Annotated in this window: 16 protein-coding genes; 8 read left to right on the plus strand and 8 right to left on the minus strand. The window is 68.1% G+C overall.

What is annotated here, in order from left to right; translation table 11 throughout:
• Position 1: 1 nt before the first annotated feature.
• Positions 2–1,357 carry a GH1 family beta-glucosidase gene (locus ABIE04_RS08895; RefSeq protein WP_354548821.1) on the minus strand — a complete coding sequence of 452 codons (1,356 nt, stop codon included), beginning with the start codon at positions 1,355–1,357 and terminating at the stop codon, positions 2–4.
• 128 nt (positions 1,358–1,485) lie between these two features.
• On the opposite strand from ABIE04_RS08895, the gene ABIE04_RS08900 reads away from it, so the two are divergent.
• The 5 genes from ABIE04_RS08900 (at position 1,486) to ABIE04_RS08920 (ending at position 5,914) form a co-directional block, all read left to right on the plus strand.
• Entirely contained in the window at positions 1,486–2,577 is a 1,092-nt protein-coding gene (locus ABIE04_RS08900) for an ABC transporter ATP-binding protein (RefSeq protein ID WP_354548823.1), read from the plus strand.
• A gap of 231 nt (positions 2,578–2,808) precedes the next feature.
• Positions 2,809–3,678, plus strand: a complete 870-nt coding sequence (locus tag ABIE04_RS08905; protein ID WP_354548825.1) for a ParA family protein — start codon at positions 2,809–2,811, stop codon at positions 3,676–3,678.
• 3 nt (positions 3,679–3,681) lie between these two features.
• On the plus strand, positions 3,682–4,551 hold the full coding sequence (locus ABIE04_RS08910) for a ParB/RepB/Spo0J family partition protein (RefSeq protein WP_354548828.1): 870 nt from the start codon (positions 3,682–3,684) through the stop codon (positions 4,549–4,551).
• Positions 4,552–4,765: 214 nt separating this feature from the next.
• Positions 4,766–5,482: a glycosyltransferase family 2 protein gene (locus ABIE04_RS08915; RefSeq protein WP_354548830.1), complete on the plus strand. Its 717-nt coding sequence runs from the start codon at positions 4,766–4,768 to the stop codon at positions 5,480–5,482.
• Positions 5,483–5,545: 63 nt separating this feature from the next.
• Complete coding sequence (locus tag ABIE04_RS08920; RefSeq protein ID WP_354548832.1) at positions 5,546–5,914, plus strand: DUF488 domain-containing protein; 369 nt, start codon at positions 5,546–5,548, stop codon at positions 5,912–5,914.
• 19 nt (positions 5,915–5,933) lie between these two features.
• Here the strand turns inward: ABIE04_RS08920 and ABIE04_RS08925 are convergent, their stop codons facing one another.
• Entirely contained in the window at positions 5,934–6,875 is a 942-nt protein-coding gene (locus tag ABIE04_RS08925; protein WP_354548834.1) for a patatin-like phospholipase family protein, read from the minus strand.
• 3 nt (positions 6,876–6,878) lie between these two features.
• Positions 6,879–7,862, minus strand: coding sequence for a helix-turn-helix transcriptional regulator (locus ABIE04_RS08930; protein WP_354548836.1), 984 nt, complete (start codon positions 7,860–7,862; stop codon positions 6,879–6,881).
• A 106-nt stretch (positions 7,863–7,968) separates the two neighbouring features.
• Between ABIE04_RS08930 and ABIE04_RS08935 the strand changes: the two genes are divergently transcribed.
• Both ABIE04_RS08935 and ABIE04_RS08940 read left to right on the plus strand, forming a co-directional pair.
• Positions 7,969–8,871: a hypothetical protein gene (locus tag ABIE04_RS08935; protein ID WP_354548838.1), complete on the plus strand. Its 903-nt coding sequence runs from the start codon at positions 7,969–7,971 to the stop codon at positions 8,869–8,871.
• 98 nt (positions 8,872–8,969) lie between these two features.
• Entirely contained in the window at positions 8,970–9,779 is an 810-nt protein-coding gene (locus ABIE04_RS08940) for a DUF481 domain-containing protein (RefSeq protein WP_354548840.1), read from the plus strand.
• Positions 9,780–9,852: 73 nt separating this feature from the next.
• Here ABIE04_RS08940 and hemC read toward each other — a convergent pair whose 3' ends face one another.
• Positions 9,853–10,770, minus strand: coding sequence for a hydroxymethylbilane synthase (hemC, locus tag ABIE04_RS08945; protein ID WP_354548842.1), 918 nt, complete (start codon positions 10,768–10,770; stop codon positions 9,853–9,855).
• A 123-nt stretch (positions 10,771–10,893) separates the two neighbouring features.
• Here hemC and ABIE04_RS08950 point away from each other — a divergent pair, with 123 nt between their 5' ends.
• Complete coding sequence (locus tag ABIE04_RS08950) at positions 10,894–11,649, plus strand: Bax inhibitor-1/YccA family protein (RefSeq protein WP_354548844.1); 756 nt, start codon at positions 10,894–10,896, stop codon at positions 11,647–11,649.
• A 56-nt stretch (positions 11,650–11,705) separates the two neighbouring features.
• On the opposite strand, the gene ABIE04_RS08955 is transcribed toward ABIE04_RS08950, so the two are convergent.
• The 4 genes from ABIE04_RS08955 to tkt all read right to left on the minus strand — a co-directional run bounded on the left by ABIE04_RS08955 (position 11,706) and on the right by tkt (position 19,797).
• Complete coding sequence (locus tag ABIE04_RS08955; RefSeq protein WP_354548846.1) at positions 11,706–14,780, minus strand: efflux RND transporter permease subunit; 3,075 nt, start codon at positions 14,778–14,780, stop codon at positions 11,706–11,708.
• Positions 14,781–14,789: 9 nt separating this feature from the next.
• The gene (locus ABIE04_RS08960) at positions 14,790–15,950 is read right to left on the minus strand and encodes an efflux RND transporter periplasmic adaptor subunit (RefSeq protein ID WP_354548849.1); all 1,161 of its coding nucleotides are present in this window, start codon (positions 15,948–15,950) and stop codon (positions 14,790–14,792) included.
• An 11-nt stretch (positions 15,951–15,961) separates the two neighbouring features.
• Entirely contained in the window at positions 15,962–17,494 is a 1,533-nt protein-coding gene (locus tag ABIE04_RS08965) for an efflux transporter outer membrane subunit (protein ID WP_354548851.1), read from the minus strand.
• A gap of 254 nt (positions 17,495–17,748) precedes the next feature.
• Positions 17,749–19,797: a transketolase gene (gene tkt, locus ABIE04_RS08970; protein WP_354548854.1), complete on the minus strand. Its 2,049-nt coding sequence runs from the start codon at positions 19,795–19,797 to the stop codon at positions 17,749–17,751.
• Positions 19,798–19,805 lie beyond the last annotated feature (8 nt).

The raw sequence follows: 19,805 nt of genomic DNA on the forward strand, positions 1-19,805 counted from the left end.
TTTATTCGTCCAGCACGCCGCCGTTGCTCTCGATCACCTGCGCATACAGCTTCGCACTGGCCTTCGGCGTGCGCTGCTGGGTGGCGAAGTCGACGTGGTACAGGCCGAAGCGCTTGGAGAAGCCCAGCGACCACTCCAGGTTGTCCAGCAGCGACCACGCGTAATAGCCCTTCAGATTCACGCCCGCCGCGATGGCGTCGTGCAGCGCCCTGAGGTGCTTGCGCAGGTAGTTCGTGCGCAGCGGATCGTCGAGCACGCCGTTCTCGGCCACCGGCGGGTCGTAGAACGCCGAACCGTTTTCGGTGATGAACAGCGGGATGTCGCCGTAGCGCTGCTTGAACCAGGTCAGCGTGTCGGTCAGGCCCTGTTCGAACACCTCCCAGCCGGTCTCGGTGTGGGTCTTGTTCGGCTGGCGTACCGGGACCGCCCGCAACGGATACGCGTTCGCGTCGTGCTTCACCACCGCGCGGGTGTAGTAGTTGATGCCCACGAAATCGACCGGCTGGTTCGTCAGCTCGAAATCGTCGGCCGGGAAATCCGGCCATGCCTCGCCGAAGATCTCCTTCAGCTCCGGCGGATAGCTGCCCAGCAGGGCCGGGTCGGCGAATTGCTGGTTCATGTAGGCATGCGCGCGGCGGGTGGCGGCGAGGTCCTCGGCGCTGTCCGAGTACGGGTACTTCGGTTCGATGTTGAACACCACGCCGATCTCGTGCTTTCCATGCGCGCGATACGCCTGGATGCCGGCGCCGCTGGCGCGCATCAGGTTGTGCGCGGCGATCGGCGCCTCGAACTTGTTGCGATGGCCCGGCGCCAGCGCGCCGTGCAGGTAACCGCCATCGGTGACCACCCAGGGCTCGTTGAGCGTGGACCAGCGCGGCACGCGGTCGTCCAGCGCCTTGAACATCACTTCGGCGTAGTCGGCGAACCAGTGCGCGATGTCGCGGTTGAGCCAGCCGCCGCGGTCGTCCAGCGCCGCCGGCAGGTCCCAGTGGAACAGCGTGGCGTTCGGTGCGATGCCGTTCTCCAGCAGTTCGTCGACCAGCCGCGAATAGAAATCCAGCCCCTTCGGATTGACCCGGCCGGTGCCCTCGGGCAGCACCCGCGCCCAGTTGATGCTGAAGCGGTAGCCCTGGAGGCCCAGCGCCTTCATCAACTGCACGTCGCTCTTGTAGCGGCGGTAGTGGTCGCAGGCGACGTCGCCGGTGTCGCCGTTGACCATCATTCCCGGCGTATGCGCGAAGCGCTGCCAGATGCTGGGGCCGGCGCCATCGGCCAGTGGCGAGCCCTCGATCTGATAGGCCGAAGTGGCCGCACCCCAATGGAAGCCGTCGGGAAAGCGGAAGCTGGGGCGGGTCATGGGGGTTCCTGCAGCCAAAGTGCTTGATGTAAACGATTACATCGGCAGAATAGCCGAATGTTTCGCCGATGTGCAGACAAGTGCATGCTGCGGCGATGACGGCCGTCGTGGCCAACCCCGGAGAATTCATGGCTGCCGTGCGTCTGGACCAGTTGCGCAAGGTTTATCCGAACGGTCACGTCGGGGTGGCCGACGCCAGCTTCGAGATCGCCGACGGCGAGCTGCTGGTGCTGGTGGGGCCGTCCGGCTGCGGCAAGACCACCTTGCTGCGCATGCTCGCCGGGCTGGAATCGATCAGCGGCGGCACGCTGAGCATCGACGGCCGCGTGGTCAACGAGGTCGCGCCGAAGGATCGCGATATCGCAATGGTGTTCCAGAACTACGCGCTGTACCCGCACATGACGGTGGCCGAGAACCTCGGCTTCGGCCTGAAGCTGCGCGGCCACAAGCAGGCCGACATCGACCGACGCGTGGCGGCGGCGGCGAAGACGTTGGAGCTGGAGTCGCGGCTGGCTTCGCGTCCGGCCGCGCTGTCCGGCGGCCAGCGCCAGCGCGTGGCGCTGGGCCGCGCGCTGGTGCGTGACCCCAAGGTGTTCCTGCTGGACGAGCCGCTGTCCAACCTGGACGCCAAGCTGCGCCTGTCGATGCGGGTGGAGATCGCGCGACTGCACCGCCAGCTCAGGGCCACCATGATCTACGTCACCCACGACCAGATCGAGGCGATGACCCTGGGCCAGCGCATCGTGGTGCTGGACGGCGGCGTGATCCAGCAGATCGACACGCCGATGAACCTGTACGGGAAACCGGCCAACCTGTTCGTGGCCGGCTTCGTCGGCAGCCCGGCGATGAACCAGCTGCACGGCACGCTCAGGCTGGCCGATGGCTGGAAGTTGGCCACCGCGCACGGCGACATCGCGCTGGGCGAGCCGGCGCAGGCGGCGGCATGGCAGCCGTGGCGCGACCGCGAGGTGGTGCTGGGCATCCGCCCGGAGGACCTGCAGCCGCAGGATGCCGCCACCGCCGCGCTCAGTGCGCAGCTGGAAGTCATCGAGCCGGTCGGCAACGAGATCTTCCTGAACCTGCGTCACGGCGACCGGGCGCTGGTTTCGCGGGTCGCGCCGCGGGCCTTGCCCGAGCCGGGCAGCACGCTGGCGCTGGGCCTGGTGGCCGAACATCTGCATCTGTTCGATGCCGCCAGCGGGGCACGGATCGGCGCCTGAGCGCGGGCAGCGCTCGGCGGGGTGAGGCATTACACTAGGAGCGTGGACGGCAGAAACCGTCCGGGCTGCAAAGCCCTCTGCGCGGTCCACTTTTCCGCCGCTTCTTGGCCCATAGAACCACTATGGGCCGGCGAATCGTCGAAAAACTGTCCTCGCGCAGAGAGCTTTTCGCCTCGGACGTTTCTGTCGCCCACGCTCCACCCTCTCCACGCGTACGGTAGCTATCCATCCATGGCCCGCATCATCGCTGTCGCCAACCAGAAAGGCGGCGTCGGCAAGACCACCACTGCCGTCAATCTCGCCGCTGCGCTGGCCGCCGCGAAGCGCAAGGTATTGCTGGTCGACCTGGACCCGCAGGGCAACGCCACGATGGCCTCGGGCATCAACAAGCGCGACATCAAGGCAAGCGGCTGCGAAGTGCTGCTGGAGGAAGTGGAGATCGCCGCGGCGATCGTGCCCACCGACGCGCACTACGACCTGCTGCCGGGCAACGGCGACCTTACCGCGGCCGAACTGAAGCTGATGGATGCGCTGGCGCGCGAGCACCGGCTGAAGGAAGTGCTGGCGAAGGTCTCGGCCAATTACCACACCATCCTGATCGACTGCCCGCCCTCGCTGAACCTGCTCACGCTGAACGCGCTGACCGCCGCCGATGGCGTGCTGATCCCGGTGCAGTGCGAATACTTCGCGCTGGAAGGCCTGTCCAGCCTGCTGGACACGGTCAAGGCAGTGCGCCACCGGCTGAACCCCACGCTGGAGATCGAGGGCCTGCTGCGCACCATGTACGACGTGCGCAACAACCTCGGCAACGAAGTCTCCGCCCAGCTCACCCAGCATTTCGGCGACAAGGTGCTGCGCTCGATCATCCCGCGCAACGTGCGCCTGGCCGAGGCGCCCAGCCACGGCCAGCCGATCCATCTGTACGATCGCAGCTCACGCGGCGCAATCGCCTATATCGGCCTGGCCGGCGAGGTGATCCGGCGCGAGCGCGGCCTGCCGCGCTCGGCGGCCGATCCGGTCGAGGCATTCGAGGCGGCGGTATCGCCACATGACGACGGCGGCCCGGTGCTCAAGGCGCCCGCCGCGAACCACCAGGAATAAGGCATGGCAGCTGCGAAAAAACGTGGATTGGGACGCGGGCTGGATGCCCTGCTCGGCGGCGACGGCGACGCCGCGCCGTCGGTGCTGACCCAGGAAGGCGAACTGCGCATCCTGCCGATCCAGCAGATCCAGCCCGGCAAGTACCAGCCACGGCGGCACTGGAACGACGAGGCGCTGGACGAACTGGCCGCGTCGATCAAGGCGCAGGGCCTGATCCAGCCGGTGGTGGTGCGCGAGATCGGCAAGAACAGCTACGAGCTGATCGCCGGCGAACGCCGCTGGCGGGCCGCGCAGCGCGCCCAGCTGAGCGAACTGCCGGCGCTGGTGAAGAGCGTGCCGGAGGCAGCGGTGCCGGCGATGGCGCTGATCGAGAACATCCAGCGCCAGGACCTCACCCCGCTGGAAGAAGCCGACGCGCTGAAGCGGCTGATCGACGACTTCGACCTCACCCACCAGCAGGCCGCCGACGCGGTGGGCCGTTCGCGCGCCTCGGTGTCGAACATGCTGCGGCTCACCGAGATGCCGGAGTCGATCAAGCGCCTGCTCGACGACGGCAAGCTGGAAATGGGCCACGCGCGTTGCCTGCTCACCCTGGACGAATCCATCGCCGTGCCGCTGGCGCGCCAGGCTTCGACCCTCGGCTGGTCGGTGCGCGAGCTGGAAGAAGCCGCGCGCCGCGCGCAGACCGCGCCGAAAGGCAAGGCCAAGCACGCGTCCGCGCGCGATCCGAACATCGCCGCGCTGGAGCGCGAACTGGCCGAACGCCTGGCCACTCGGGTCGAACTGGCCCAGGGCCGCGGCGGCCACGGCAAGCTGGTGATCCACTACCACAGCAACGACGAGCTGGAAGGCATCCTCGGCAAGATCCGCTAGGCCGAGCCTTTGCTCCCTCCCCTGCTTTGCAGGGGAGGGTTGGGGAGGGGTGCTCTTGATCTTGAGTCAAATGCCTGCCCCCTCACCTGAAGGACTCCCTTCGGTCGCCAGCCTCTCCCTGCCTTGCAGGGGGAGCAGCAGTCTGCGCTTTGGCATTAAACTGACCCGTTGCTGCGTCAGGCGCGGCATCTGCCCCCGCTGAAAGGCTTCCCCCATGCCGCAACTCTCCGTCGTCGTCCCCGTCTTCAACGAGCGCGACAACATCCCGCCGCTGCTGGCCGAGATCGCCGCCGCCCTGCGCGGTCGGGTCGACTACGAAGTCATCTACGTCGACGACGATTCCAGCGACGACAGCCGCGCCGTGCTGGCCGCGCAGAAGGCGCTGCATCCGGAGCTGCGCGTGCTGCACCACGTCACCCGCAGCGGCCAGAGCACGGCGGTGTGGAACGGCGTGCGCGCGGCGGCTTCGCCATGGATCGCCACGCTGGACGGTGACGGCCAGAACGATCCGGCCGACATCCCGAAGCTGCTCGCCGCGCGCGACGCGGCATCGGCCGAAACGCGGCTGTTCGCCGGCTGGCGCACCACCCGCCGCGACAGCTTCAACAAGCGCATCTCCTCGAAGGTCGCCAACGCGGTGCGTTCGCGCATGCTGAAGGACGCCACCCCGGACACCGGCTGCGGCCTGAAGCTGTTCGAGCGCGAGGTGTTCCTGCGTCTGCCCTACTTCGACCACATGCACCGCTACCTGCCGGCGCTGGTCAAGCGCGCCGGCTTCGCCAGCCAGAGCGTGCCGGTCGGCCATCGCCCGCGCACCGCCGGCGTGTCCAAGTACGGCATGCTGGACCGGCTGTGGGTGGGCCTGGCCGACCTGCGTGGCGTGGCGTGGCTGATGCGTCGCGGCAAGGTGACCCGGGTCGAGGAACTCTGATCCAGGTCACGTCGGTCTGAACCGGTCGTCGTATGCTGGGGATCTTCCTTTCGGGAGACGCCCATGAGCATCACCATCAAGCGTGTTTACGAACCGGCCGCGAAAGCCGACGGCTATCGCGTGCTGATCGACCGGTTGTGGCCGCGCGGGCTGAAGAAGGAGGCGGTGCCGCTGGACCTGTGGGCGAAGGAACTGGCGCCGTCGACCGCCTTGCGCAAGTGGTTCGGACATGACCCGGCGCTGTGGGACGGTTTCCGCCACCGCTACGCCAGCGAGCTGGATGCGCTGGCCGAGTACTGGCAGCCGCTGGCCGAACGGGCCGCGCGACACCACGTCACCCTGCTCTACGGCGCACGCGACGAAGAACACAACAACGCGGTGGCGATGAAGGCGTACCTGGAGAACTGGTTGCACACGCACGGCCCGCGTTGAGGCCGAGGCGCGGCGCGATTCAGGCCTCGCGCTGCGGCGTGCCGGCGCGCGGCCAGTTCGCCAGTGCCGCGCGCGCCTGCACGCGGCCCAGCTCGATCAGTTCGCGCGCGCGGTAGAACTCGTAGGCGAGAGCCATGTTGTGCGGCAGCTGGATCAGCAGGTCCGGCGCGTATGCGGCCAGGCGCAGACGCGACAGATTCGCCTGCATCAGGTCCATCGACTGCGCCAGCAGTTCGAACGTGCCCGGCTCGCGCGGGCGGATTTCACCACGCGGGATCATCCGGCCGATGAACTCGCCGATGCGGCGGCGATAGCCGTTTTCCGCCGCTGCGGGCTGGATCGGCGGTTCCGGCGGCGTGACCGTCACCGCCGGACCGTCCACGCTGACCGCGATCAGGTAGTCCGCGGTTTCGCGGATCAGCGGCGTCACCGGCACCGGATTGAGCAGGGCGCCGTCGACCAGCCGGCGGCCGTCGATGAGGTGCGGGCGGAACACCGTGGGGATCGCGATCGATGCGCGGATCGCATCGAACAGGCCGCCACGGCTCAGCCACACTTCGCGGCCGCGCTCGAGGTCGGTGGCGACCGCGGTGAACGCCAGCGGCAGTTCCTCGATCTGCACGTCGCCGATCAGCCCGCGCATGGTCTCGATGATCTTTTCGCCCTTGATCAGGCCACCGCCGGTGAACGTCCAGTCGACCAGCCTGAGCACGTCGAGCTTGGCCAGCGCGCAGACCCAGTCGCGATACACGTCGAGCTTGCCCGCCGCATGGATGCCGCCGATCAGCGCACCCATCGAAGCGCCCGCGATCGCCACGATCTGGAAACCCTGCGCCTCGATTTCCTCGATCACGCCGATGTGCGCCAGCCCCTTCGCGCCGCCGGCACCGAGCGCCAGCGCCACCGTCGGCCTGTGCGGCACGGGCGTCGGGGTGGCAGTGGCGATGTCGGTGGCGTTCATCGCTCAGCCCTGCGGCGACTGGTAACCGCCGAGGGCCAGCTGCAGCAGGATCTTCATTTCCTCGCGCAGCGAGAGCGGCGCCACGACCTCTGCGTCCGGGCCGTACTTGAGCACGTCCATCAGCAGTTCCTTCGAGTTGGAGTAGGGCAGCTTCAGCTCGTAGCGGCCGTCTGGCAGCCACTCGCCCTTCTGCTGCGAGTGCCAGTGCTCGTCGGCGACCCAGCGCGCGGCGTGCGACGAGAAGCGGATGGTCGCCCACGCCTTTGGCTTGCCGGCGAAGATGCCGTAGCTGGAGGCGAGCAGCTCGTTGAGCTCGGCGTCGGCCACGTCGGTGGCCGGCGTGTCCAGCGCCTGCGCGTCGGCGATGCGGTCGACCGCGAAGCTGCGCAGCGCCTGGCGGTCGTGGTCCCACACGTCGAGGTACCAGTTGTCGCGGTAGTGGGTCAGCCGCTGCGGCGACACCGTGCGGCGGCTGTCCGCGTTGGTGGTGCGCGCGCGGTAGCGGAAGCGCAGCTGCCGGCGTTCCAGCACCGCGCCGGCGACGATGCGGAACACCTGCTGGTCGAGCTTGCGCTCGCCCCACGGGATCACGCGGATACGCTCGATCGGCAGCGCCTTGCCGCTGTCCTGGTGCGACAGCAGGCCCTCGATGCGCGACTTGAACGGCGCCAGCGCACCGGCCAGCACGCCGGGGCCGGAGCGTCCGATCAGCTCGTTCAGCGCCAGCAGCGCGGCCAGTTCGTCGGAGGTCAGCCACAGCCCGGGCAGCTCGAACTTCTCGCCCTCGCCCACTTCGTAGCGGAACGCGGCCTGGTCGGTGCCGGCGCTTTCGATCGGCGCGCCCAGCGCGTCGCGCAGGAAGGCCACGTCGCGGTACAGCGTGGCGCGCGAGCACTCCAGCTCGCCGAGCAGGCGCGACAGCGGAATCGGGTAGTGCGCCGACTTCAGCAGTCGGTGCAGGGTCAGTATGCGTTCGTAGCGATCCATGGGGTCGTCGGCATATCGTGGGGAAGAGGCGTTGTGTAGCATGGCGGCGGCCTGTGGCGGCCGCAAGTCGCCGCGTGCATCGCCGTCGCCTCCCATCGGACGCCCCATGCCAGTTCTCCACGAGCTACCCCCGGTCGCCATGCCTGATGCCACGGTGGCCGATGTACGCCCGTCGGGCTATGCGGAGATCCTGCTGCGGGTGCTGGCGATCAGCGGCTACGGCCTGTGGATCTGGCTCGGCATGGGCCTGGCGCTGGGGATGGAGCGGATCGGCCGCTGCGACATGCGGATGCCGCTGATACTCGGCACCGCGCTGGTCGGAGCGGGCCTGCTGCTGGTTCGCCTGCACCTGCCGGCAACGTCGGACTGGTACGGCTGGCCGCCGGGCCGCAGCCGCGGGGCCTCGCGGGCGGCACTGATGGCGTTGGTGACCTTCCTGCCGGTGCTGCTGGTGATCATCCTGGGCGACGGCCACGGGCATACCCCGGCCATGCGCCTGGCCGGCGTGGCGCTGATGCTGTGCAGCCTGGTCAGCCTGGTCTATACCGCTTACCGCTATCGCAGCCGGTTGTCGCCCGGCCTGCAGCGGGTGTCGTCGTCGCTGCCGGTGAGCCGGCTGGTCACCGCCTGGTATGGCGGCGGGCTGTGGTTGTGGCTGTGCATGATGGTGCAAGGCGGGCTGGAGCCGCCGCAGAGCGCGTATCCATGGATATTATTGCTGCTGGCGCTGGCCCTGCTGCTGGGTCTGCTCGAAGGCATGCGTTGGCAATCCCTGGGCGTGCCGCATGGCGTGGGCGGCGAAATGGAGGTGCACGAGGTGCCGCCGGCGCGCTTCGTGGCGGCGATCTTCATCTATGTGCTGCCGTGCGCCGCCTTGCTGCTGACCGAACGCTTCGGCGGCGGCCTGCTGGCCGCCGCGGTGGCGGTGCCCAGCTGCCTGCTGGGCAAGATGCTGGAGCAGCGCGTCTACGAAACGGCGCTGGCGGGCGAGTTGCCGGCGGCCGGGTGAGATGGCGCGGATGGCTTTGCAGCGCCGTTCATTGCAAGTTCAAGCCGTCCCGTTAAGGTAGCTGTCTTACTATTGTTTAACAAATGGACCGTCCCCTGATGAAAAAGACCTTGATCGCCGGCCTGCTGCTGGCCGCCTTCGCGAGTTTCGCCGTCCAGGCCCAGGACACCGATGCCAACCCGGCCAACAACGGCGGCTGGACCGGTTCGGGCGAATTCGGTTTTGCTTCGGCCACCGGCAACTCCCGCTCGGAGAACGTCAACGCCAAGCTCGGCCTGAGCCAGGAAAACGAGCAGTGGAAGAACAACTTCTTCATCGACGCGTTGCGCTCGAAGAGCCAGCAGACCGTGGTCGATGCGGCCGGCAACACCGTCGAGCAGTTCAACACCACCGCGAACCGCTATGACGGCGGCGCCTCGGTCGGCCTCAAGCTCGATCCGCGCAGCTACATCGTCGGTGCCGCCCGTTACGAGCACGACGACTTCGGCGCGAACCTGTGGCAGGGCATCGTCTCGCTCGGTTACGGCTACATCGCACTGAAGGACGGGCGCAACGAGCTGTCGTTCGAAATCGGTCCCGGTTACAAACGTTACCGCCCGGCCGACGTCGACACGGTGGTCGACGGCGTGGTGATACACCAGCAGCAGCCGACCGAGAGCGAGATGGTTGCCCGCGGCCTGGCCAACTACAAGTACAAGCTCACCGAGAACACCGCATTCGAGGACACGCTCCTGATGGAAGCGGGTTCGAAGAACACCTACCTGCAGAACGACGCGGGCCTGGCGGTCAGCATGACCAGGAAGCTGGCGCTGAAGGTCGGCTTCCAGGTGCGCCACAACAGCGACGTGCTGCCGGGCACCAAGAAGACCGACACGCTGACCACCACCAACCTGGTCTACAGCTTCTAAGCCGGTACGTCCGAAACGCGGCCATGACGGCCCTTCCGCGCGAGCGGGAGGGCCGTTTGCGTCATGCGCCGCCTCAGAGTCCGAGCAGGCTGCCGGCGCCCTGCGCCAGCAGTGCTGCCGCCACCTTCCGGCCTAGCGCGATCGCCTGGTCGCTGGGGGCGCTGGCTTCGGCATGCAGCAGCTGGCCGCTGGCGGCGTCGCCGACCATGCCGTGCAGGTGCAGGCCGTGTTCGCCGAGCATGCACCAGGCACCGATCGGTACCGTGCAGCTGCCGCCCAGGGCCTGGTTCATCGCACGCTCGGCACTCACGGTGAGCCGGGTGTCGGCATCGTCCAGCGCGGCCAGCAAGGCCAGTACGCCGGCCTGGCCTTCGCGCGCCTCGATCGCGATCGCCGCCTGGCCCGGCGCCGGCAGCCAGTCCGGTGCGGCCAGTCGCGAGCGGATGCGCGCGGCGAGGTCGAGGCGTTCCAGCCCGGCGCAGGCCAGCACGATCGCGTCGTAGTCGCCGGCGTCGAGCTTGCCCAGCCGGGTGCCGACGTTGCCGCGCAAGTCGAGCAGGATCAGATCGGGTCGCAACGCGCGCAACTGCGCTTGCCGCCGCAACGACGAGGTGCCGACGCGCGCACCGTGGGGCAGCGCGGCGAGGTCGGCGTAGTGGTTGCTGACGAACGCATCGGCGGCATCTGCGCGCGGCAGGATCGCCGGCAGCGCGAAGCCCGGCTCCAGCTGCGCCGGCACGTCCTTCAGCGAATGCACGGCGAGGTCGGCGCGGCCCTCCAGCATCGCCACCTCCAGTTCCTTCAGGAACAGTCCCTTGCCGCCGATCGTGGCCAGCGGCTGGTCCAGGACCTCGTCGCCGCGGGTGCTCATCGGCACCAGCTCCACCGTCAGCCCCGGATGCGCCGCGCGCAGCAGCGCGGCGACATGCTCGGCCTGCCACAGCGCGAGCGCGCTCTTGCGGGTGGCGATACGCAGGGTGGAAGGATTCATCGGGGCTCCGCGCGGTTCGGCAAGACCGTATTGTCGCGTAGTTTCCACGCGGCGGCGCAACGGCGTGTTGGCGCAGGGCGCCGGCAAAGCCGCTACGATGGCGGCAAACCACAGGAGCAGATCATGCAAAGCGGCAATCCGGCGCTCAACAAGAACACCTTCCTCGACGCTGCCAGCGGCGCGGTCTTCACGCGCGGCGACGAGGCGATGACGATCAACGGCACGGTGAACAAGACCGGCCTGCTGCTGATCCTGGTACTGGTCGGCGCGATGGTCAGCTGGAGCCGCTTCAGTGGCCCGGACAGCCTGCCGGCGATGCTGCCGCTGGTGCTCGGCGGCGCCATCGGCGGCCTGGTGCTGGCCCTGGTCACCGTGTTCAAGAAGACCTGGGCGCCGATCACCGCACCGCTGTACGCCGTGGTGGAAGGCGTCTTCATCGGTGCGCTGTCGGCGATCTTCGAGATGCGCTATCCCGGCATCGTGATGCAGGCGGTGGGGCTGACCTTCGGCACCATGGCGGCGATGCTGCTGGCCTATCGCAGCGGGCTGATCCGCGCTACCGAGAAGTTCAAGCTCGGCATCGTCGCCGCCACCGGCGGCATCATGCTGCTGTACCTGGCGAACTTCGCGATGGGCTTTTTCGGCCACTCGATGGGCTTCATCAGCGGCAGCAGCGGCGTCGGCATCGCGTTCAGCGCGGTGGTGGTGGTGATCGCGGCGCTCAACCTGATCCTCGACTTCGACCTGATCGAGACCGGTGCCCAGTCGGGCGCGCCCAAATACATGGAGTGGTACGGCGCGTTCGCGCTGGTGGTCACCCTGGTCTGGCTGTACCTGGAACTGCTGCGGCTGCTGTCGAAGCTGCAATCGCGCAACTGAGTCACCCAAGGACAAGAGAAAGGCGCGGGTGACCGCGCCTTTCTCTTGTCCGTTGCTCAGGCCTGTACCGTCGGCCCGGGTGCCGCCAGTCGCGGCTCATCCGACGGCTTGCCGCCGTGGCGGTCGGCGGCCAGCAGCAGGTAGAACGCCGGCACCACGAACAGGGTGAACACGGTGCCGATCGCCAGGCCGGTGGAAATCACCAGGCCCATGTTGAAACGGCCCGCCGCGCCGGCGCCGGAGGCGATCACCAGCGGCAGCACGCCCAGCACCATCGCCGCGGTGGTCATCAGGATCGGCCGCAGGCGCACCGCCGCGGCGTGTTCGATCGCCTCGCGTTTGGACATGCCGTTCAGTTGCGACTGGTTGGCGAACTGCACGATCAAGATGCCGTGCTTGCTGATCAGGCCCATCAGGGTCACCAGGCCGACCTCGGTGTAGATGTTGAGGCTGGTGAACAGGTTGACGAAGATCAGCGCGCCGAACAGCGCCAGCGGCACCGAGACCAGGATCACGATCGGATCGCGCAGGCTGTTGAATTGCGCGGCCAGGGCCAGGAACACGATGATCACGGCAAACAGCAGCGTGTTGCCGAAACCGCCGGACTCCTGGGTGAACTGGCGCGACTGGCCGGCGTAGTCCACGTTGTAGCCGGTCGGCGCCACCTGCTTCACCAGGTCACGCAAGTAGGTCAGCGCATCGCCCTGCGACATCCCGCTGACGCCGGAGATCGTGGCCGAGTTCAACTGCTGGAAGCGGTTCAGCGACTGCGGCACCACCTGCTTGGTGATCTTGGCCACGGTCGACGCCGGGATCACCGAGCCGTCCGGCACGCGGATGTAGTAGTCCAGTACCTGGTTCGGGTTGAGGCGGTCGGCCTGCAATACCTGCGGGATCACCTTGTACGAACGGCCGGAGATCGAGAAGTAGTTGACGTAGCCGCCGCCCAGCGCCGAGCCGAGCGCGGCGCCCACGTCCTGCTGGGTCAGCCCGAGCGTGGTGATCATGTCGCGGTCGAGGCTGACCGTACTCTGCGGCTTGTCGACCTTGAGGTCGGAGTCGACGAAGTAGAACTTGCCGCTGGCCTGCGCCTTCTGCAGCACCTGGGAAGCCACCTCGTTGAGGTTCTCGAACGGCTCGGTGGTGGTGATCACCACCTGGATCGGCAGGCCCGATGCGCCGGGCAGCGGCGGGAACTGGAACGCGGCCACCCGGCCGCCGGCGATGCCGTTCCACTTCTCCTGCAGCACCTGTTGCAGCTCATGTGCGCTGCGGTGGCGCTGGTCCCACGGCTTGAACAGCACGCCGCCGATGCCCTGGTTGATGGTGGGCACGCCGGTCAGCTGGAACATCTGCTCGTATTCCGGCAACTGCCTGGACAGCTCGAACATCTGCGTCGCATAGACATTCATCTGCTGCGCCGTCGTGTTCGGCGCGCCCACGATCTGGCCGACCACGATGCCCTGGTCCTCCTCGGGGGCCAGCTCGGACTGGGCCGTGACGCCCAGCGCGATGGTGGCCAGCAGCAGCAGCGCGCTCATGACGATCACCACCGACTTGGTCGACAGCGTGTTGTGTAGTACGCGCTGATAGCCCTGATGCACGCGATCGAACTGGCGGTCGATGAACTGCACGAAGCGGCCGCTCTCCTGCTCGTTGCGGAAGAACTTCGAGGTCATCATCGGCGACAGCGTCAACGCGATCACCGCCGACACCGTCACCGCGCCGGCCAGGGTGAAGGCGAACTCGCTGAACAGCGCACCGGTCAGCCCCTTCTGGAAACCGATCGGCACATAGACCGCGATCAGCACCACGGTCATCGCCATGATCGGCCCACCCAGCTCGCGCGCCGCCAACAGGGCGGCCTGCAGCGGCGTCTTGCCCTCTTCCTTCATGTGGCGGTCGACGTTCTCCACCACGATGATCGCGTCGTCCACCACCAGGCCGATCGCCAGCACCAGCGCCAGCAGGGTCAGCAGGTTGATCGAGTAACCCAGCGCCAGCATCACGAAGAAGGTGCCGACCAGCGACAGCGGCATCGCGATCACCGGGATGATCACCGCACGCAGGCTACCGAGGAACAGGAAGATCACCAGGGTGACGATCAGCAGCGCCTCGACCAGGGTCTTGACCACCTCGTTGATCGAGCTGTTCACGAACTCGGTGCCGTCGTACACGATCTGTCCGGTCAGGCCGCCGGGAAGCTGGCTCTGGATCTCCGGGAACGCCTCGCGCACGCGCTTGGCCACGTCCAGCACGTTCGCGTCGGGCGCGACCTTGATGCCGATGAACACCGAACGCTTGCCGCTGAAGGCCACGTTGAAGTCGTAGTTTTCCGAGCCCAGCGAGACCGTGGCCACGTCCTGCAGCCGCACGATCGCACCGTTGCCCTGCTTGATCGCCAGCTGCTTGAACTCGTCGACCGAATGCAGGTTGCTGTCGGCGGTCAGGTCGACCGTCACCGCCTGGCCCTTGCTGGAGCCGACCGCGGCCAGATAGTTGTTGGAGGCCAGCGCCGTGTTCACATCGGTGGCGGTGATGCCATGCGCCGCCATCTTGGCCGGATCGAGCCAGGCGCGCAGGGCGAACTGGCGCGCGCCGAGCAGCTCGGCGGTCTGCACGCCATCGATCGAATCGAGCTTGGGTTTCACCACCCGCGCCAGGTAGTCGGTGATGTTGTTGGTGGGCAGCACATCGCTGTAGAAGCCCATGTACATCGCGTCGACGGTCTCGCCGGTCTGTACGTTGAGCACCGGCTGCTGCGCCTGCGGCGGCAGCTGGTTCTTCACCGAATTCACCTGGGTGGTGATTTCGGTCAAGGCGCGGTTGGCGTCGTAGTTCAGGCGCAGGGTCGCGGTGATGGTGGACACGCCCTGCACGCTGCTGGAGGACAGGTAGTCGATGCCCTGCGCCTGCGAGATCGCCTGTTCCAGCGGCTGGGTGATGAAGCCGGCCATGGTCTGCGCATCGGCACCGTAGTACGCGGTGCTGATGGTGACCGTGGCGTTCTCGGTCTTGGGGTACTGGCGCACGGTCAGGCTGCTGACGGCACGCACGCCGAGGACCAGGATCAGCAGGCTGACGACCACCGCCAGCACCGGCTTGTTGATGAACAGGTCGGTGAATTTCATGGGGTTCGCTCAGTGCTCCTGCGGCGCGGGATGGGCGCTGTCGGCGGGCTTCACGCGGTTGTCGATCGCGATCGGCGCGTCGTTCTTCAGCTTGATCTGGCCACTGGTGACGACCACGGTGCCCGGCTCGATGCCCTTGAGGATCGCCACCTGGTCGCCGCGGGTCTCGCCGACCGTGACGAAGGTCTGCTTCACCGTGGGCGGCAGCGGCTGGCCCTTGTCGTCCTTGCCCTTGGACGGCTGCACCACGTACACGGTGTCGCCATACGGGTTGTAGACGATCGCCGCCTGCGGCAGGGTCAGCCGGGGCTGCTCGTTGCCGACGTCGACGCTGACCTTGGCGAACATGCCCGGGGTGAGCGCCTTGTCGTGGTTGGGCACGGTTGCCTCGACCTGCACGTTGCGCGTGCCGAGGTCGACCTTGGGGCTGATCGCGCTGAGCTTGCCGGTGAAGCCGCGGTCGGCATACGCATCCAGCTTCAGGTTCACGGCCTGGCCCACCTGCAGGCGGCCCAGTTCGCTTTGCGGCACGTAGAAATCGACGAACAGCGGATCGAGCTGCTGCAACGTCACCACCGCGGTGCCGGCGCTGAGGTAGTCACCGGGGCTGGTGGTGATGATGCCGGCACGGCCGGCAAACGGCGCGCGCAGCTGCTTCTTGGCCACCACCACTTTCTGCTGCGCCACCGCGGCCTGCCGGCCCTTGAGATCGGCGGCCGCGGTGTCGTAATCGGCCTTGCTGATCGCCTGCGCCGCAAGCTGCTTGCGCGCCCGCTCGAAGGTGAGCTGGGACAGCTGGGCCGCGGCCTCCAGTTGTTGCAGCTGGGCCACGTCGTCGCCGTCGCGCAGCTGCAGCAGCACCTGGCCCTGCTTTACGTCCTGGCCGGATTTCAGGTTCACCCCGGTGACCAGGCCGGCCACGTCCATCGCCAGGTCGGCGCCGTTGGCCGCACGCAGGGTGCCGACGGCACTCAGCGCGGGTTGCCATGGCTGTTCGCGGGCGGTGGTGGTGCTGACCGTGAACGGTGCCGGCTTCGGCATGCTGTGGATCATGTGCATGACCAGCAGCACCTTGATGCCGGCGATCAGCGCGATCAGCAGCAGCACGCCAACGATCATCCAGATCATGCGCTTGGTGGTGCTGGGCTTCTTGTCGACGCGCGTGGGCATGCGCGAACTCCTCAGTGGGACGTAGTGGGTGGGGTGGACGTGCCGGCCGCGGGGCCGGCCATGTCGGCATCACTGCGCCAGCCGCCGCCGAGGGCGGCGTACAGCGCGGCGGTGTCGGCCAGTCGCGCGACGCGCGCCTGAATCAGGGCGATACGTGCCTGCTGGTAGCTGCGCTGGGCATCGAGCAGGTTGAGATAACCGGTCGAACCGAGCTGGAACTGGCGTTCGACCAGGGCGAGCTGCTGCGATGCCGCGTCCTCGGCGGCGGCCTGGGCGGCCAGTCCTTCGGCATCGTATTGCAGCGCCTGCAGCGCATCGGCGACGTTCTGGAACGCGACCAGCACGGTCTGCTGCCAGTCCGCCACGGCCTTGTCCAGGCCAGCCTGGGCGGCGCGCCTCTTGTGCAGCAACTCACCGCCGTGGAACAGCGGCTGGGTCAGGCCCAGGCCCAGCGACCAGGCGCCGGTGCCGGCGGAAAACAAGTCGCCTGCGCGCAATGCCTGCGAACCGGCACTGCCGGACAGGGTGATCTGCGGCAGCATCGCCGCGGTGGCGACGCCGACCTGGGCCGACGCGGCGTGCAGTTGTGCCGAAGCCGCACGGATATCCGGGCGCTGCTCGACCAGGCCCGAGGGCAGGCTGACCGGGATGTCGCGCGGCAGGCCGATCGCATCCAACATCAGTGGCGACAACTCCAGTTGCGCCGGCGTGGTGCCCAGGTAGGTGGCCAGCTGGTTCCGCGTCGCGGCGAGCCGGGCGCGCAGCGGCGGCAGGGTGGCCTCGGTGGCGGCCAGCTGCGAGCGCACGGCCAGCGTGTCGGACAACGACTTCGAACCGATCTGCTGTTGCTGGCGCGCGATCTGCAGACTCTTGCCCTGCAGGTCGAGGATCTGTTCGGTCGCACGCAACTGCTCGCGCAGCGAGGCTTCCTGCAGCGAAGCGGTGACCACGTTGGCGGCCAGGGTCAAGTAGGTAGTGTCGAGCTGGGCGCGCTGGTAATCGGCCAACGCCAGTTGCGCCTCGATGCCGCGGCGCACGCCGCCGAACAGATCGAGGGTGTAGCCGATGCTGACCGAGGCGTTGTAGACGGTGAACGGGCCGCGCCCGCCCGGACCCACCGATTGCGCGGCGGACTGTTTCTGGCGGGTGGCGCCGGCGCCGGCGTCCAGCGACGGGAACAGCCCGCCGCGTGCCGCGTTGGCATTTTCCTGCGCCTGGCGCAGCGCGGCCTGGGCCGACGCCACGGTGGGACTGTGCTCCAGCGCCGTGTTCACCCGGCGGGTCAGCTCGGCATTGCCGAACGTCGTCCACCAGCGCGCCGGCACGTCGCGGCCTTGCAGAAAACGCTGGGCGTCGCCGCCGGCGGCTTTCGTCGCCGCGGTGCCGGTTGGCAAGGGCTGCGCCGTGTAGCGGTCCACCGGTGGAGCGTCGGGGCGCCGGTAGTCGGGACCCACCGCGCAACCGGCCAGCGCCAGACCGGCCAGCAGCGTGAAAGCGCAGCCGGCGAACGAGGCGGGTTTCGCATCAGACAGAAGAAGAGACAAGGAGGTAACCTGCGCAAGGGACGCCGGGCCGGCAAAATAGCAGACTGATGAGTTCAGATATATAGGGCGATGGTCACGGGCACCGGATCGATGCCGAACGGGTTGGCCGGTAGCTGGCAGGTGCCGGCACAGCAACCCCCTGGTCACCCGACCGAATCTACAATCCCGCGCTTGCCCCACGGCCGCCGCAGCCGCCGGCCGACCGCGCAGTCACGCCACAGGATGAGGGCCAGCCGGATGCCGTCGCAAGGGCGTCATCCAGCCAGCAAGGCCTGCGCCCGCGCCACCACGTTGGCGACCGTGAAGCCGAACTCGCGCAGCAGCACGTCGGCCGGCGCCGAGGCGCCGAAGTGGTCGATGCCGAGCATGTCGCCGTGCGCGCCGATATAGCGGTCCCAGCCTTGCGGCACGCCCAGCTCCACCGCCAACCGTGCCGGCACGTCGGGCGGCAGCACCTGATCGCGATAGGCCTGCGGCTGCGCGTCGAACAGTTCCCAGCTCGGCATCGACACGCAGCGCACGGCGATGCCGTCGGCCTGCAGTTTTTCGGCGGCTTCGACGATCAGGCCGACTTCGGAACCGCTGGCGATGAGGATCAACGCGGGCTTGCCGTCCGGCGCGTCGCTGAGCACGTATGCGCCCCGACGCAGGCCGTCGGCGCTGGCGTAGCGGCGGCGGTCCAGCGTGGGCACGTTCTGTCGGGTCAATGCCAGCAGCACGGGCCGTTTCTTCGTTTCCAGCGCCACCTTCCACGCCACCGCGGTCTCGTTCGCGTCGGCGGGGCGGATCACGGTGAGGTTGGGGATCGCACGCAGGCTGGCCAGCTGTTCGATCGGCTGGTGGGTGGGGCCATCTTCGCCCAGCGCCACGCTGTCGTGGGTGAACACGTGCACCACGTGGATGCCCATCAGCGCGGCCAGGCGGATCGCCGGGCGCATGTAGTCGGAGAAGATCAGGAAGGTCGAACCGTACGGCGCGAAACCGCCGTGCACGGCCAGCCCGTTCACGATCGCGCCCATCGCATGCTCGCGCACGCCGAAGTGCAGGTTGCGCCCGGCGTGGCTCCAGCCGCCGCCGTCCGAACCCTGGTTGTCTTCGCCCGGCGCCAGCGGCGGATTGAAGTCGCCCAGGTCCTTCAGTGCGGTGTGGGTGGACGGGTCGAGGTCGGCCGAGCCGCCGCCCAGCGCGGGCAGCTTCGGTGCGATCGCATTCATTACCTTGCCGCCGGCGACGCGGGTGGCGAGGCCCTTGGCGTCGGCGGGAAACACCGGGATGTCCGCGTCCCAGCCCGCCGGCAGTTCGCCTTCCAGGCGGCCTTGCAACTCGGTTGCCAGCTCGGGGAAGGCCTTGGTATAGACGTCCATGCGGCTGTTCCAGGCGCGCTCGGCCTCCACGCCGCGATCCAGTGCCTCGCGGAAATGCGCCAGCGCCGGCGGCGGCAGCAGGAAGTCGGGTTTGACCGGCCAGCCCAGCTTCTCCTTCGTCTTCCTGACGTCCTCGACGCCCAGCGGCGAGCCGTGCGCCTTGAACGTGTCCTGTTCGGGCGAGCCGTAGCCGATATGCGTGCGCACCAGGATCAGCGTGGGCCGGGTAGTGTCGGCGCGCGCCTCCAGCAGCGCGGCGTCGATCGCCGCCAGGTCGTTGCCGTCGGCCACCTGGATGGTCTGCCAGCCGTAGGCCTCGAAGCGCTTCGCGCGGTCCTCCGAGAAGGTGATGTCGGTGCCGCCGGCCAGCGTCACGTAGTTGTCGTCGTACAGGCAGATCAGCTTGCCTAGCTTGAGGTGCCCGGCCAGCGAGGCCGCCTCGCTGGCCACGCCTTCCATCAGGTCGCCGTCGCTGACGATGGCCCAGGTGCGGTGGTCGATCACGCTGTGGCCGTCGCGGTTGTAGCGCGCGGCCAGGTGCGCCTCGCCGATCGCCATGCCCACCGCGTTCGCCAGGCCTTGGCCCAGCGGGCCGGTGGTGATCTCGACGCCTGGCGTGTGGCCGTACTCGGGATGCCCGGGTGCCCTGCTGCCCCACTGGCGGAAGTGCTGGAGGTCGTCCAGCGTGAGGTCGTAGCCGGTGGCGAACAGCAGACTGTACAGCAGCGCCGAGCCGTGGCCGGCGGAGAGCACGAAGCGGTCGCGGTCGGGCCAGTGCGGATTGGCGGGGTTGTGCTTCAGCTGCCGCGTCCACAGCGCGTAGGCCATCGGCGCGGCGCCCAGCGGCAGGCCGGGGTGGCCGCTGTTGGCCTTCTGCACCATGTCCACCGACAGGAAGCGCAGCAGGTCGATGCATTGCTGGTCGAGGTTGTGGGACATGGCGGTAT

Origin of the sequence: Rhodanobacter soli, assembly GCF_040548735.1 — a bacterium.
Classification (GTDB): domain Bacteria; phylum Pseudomonadota; class Gammaproteobacteria; order Xanthomonadales; family Rhodanobacteraceae; genus Rhodanobacter; species Rhodanobacter soli_A.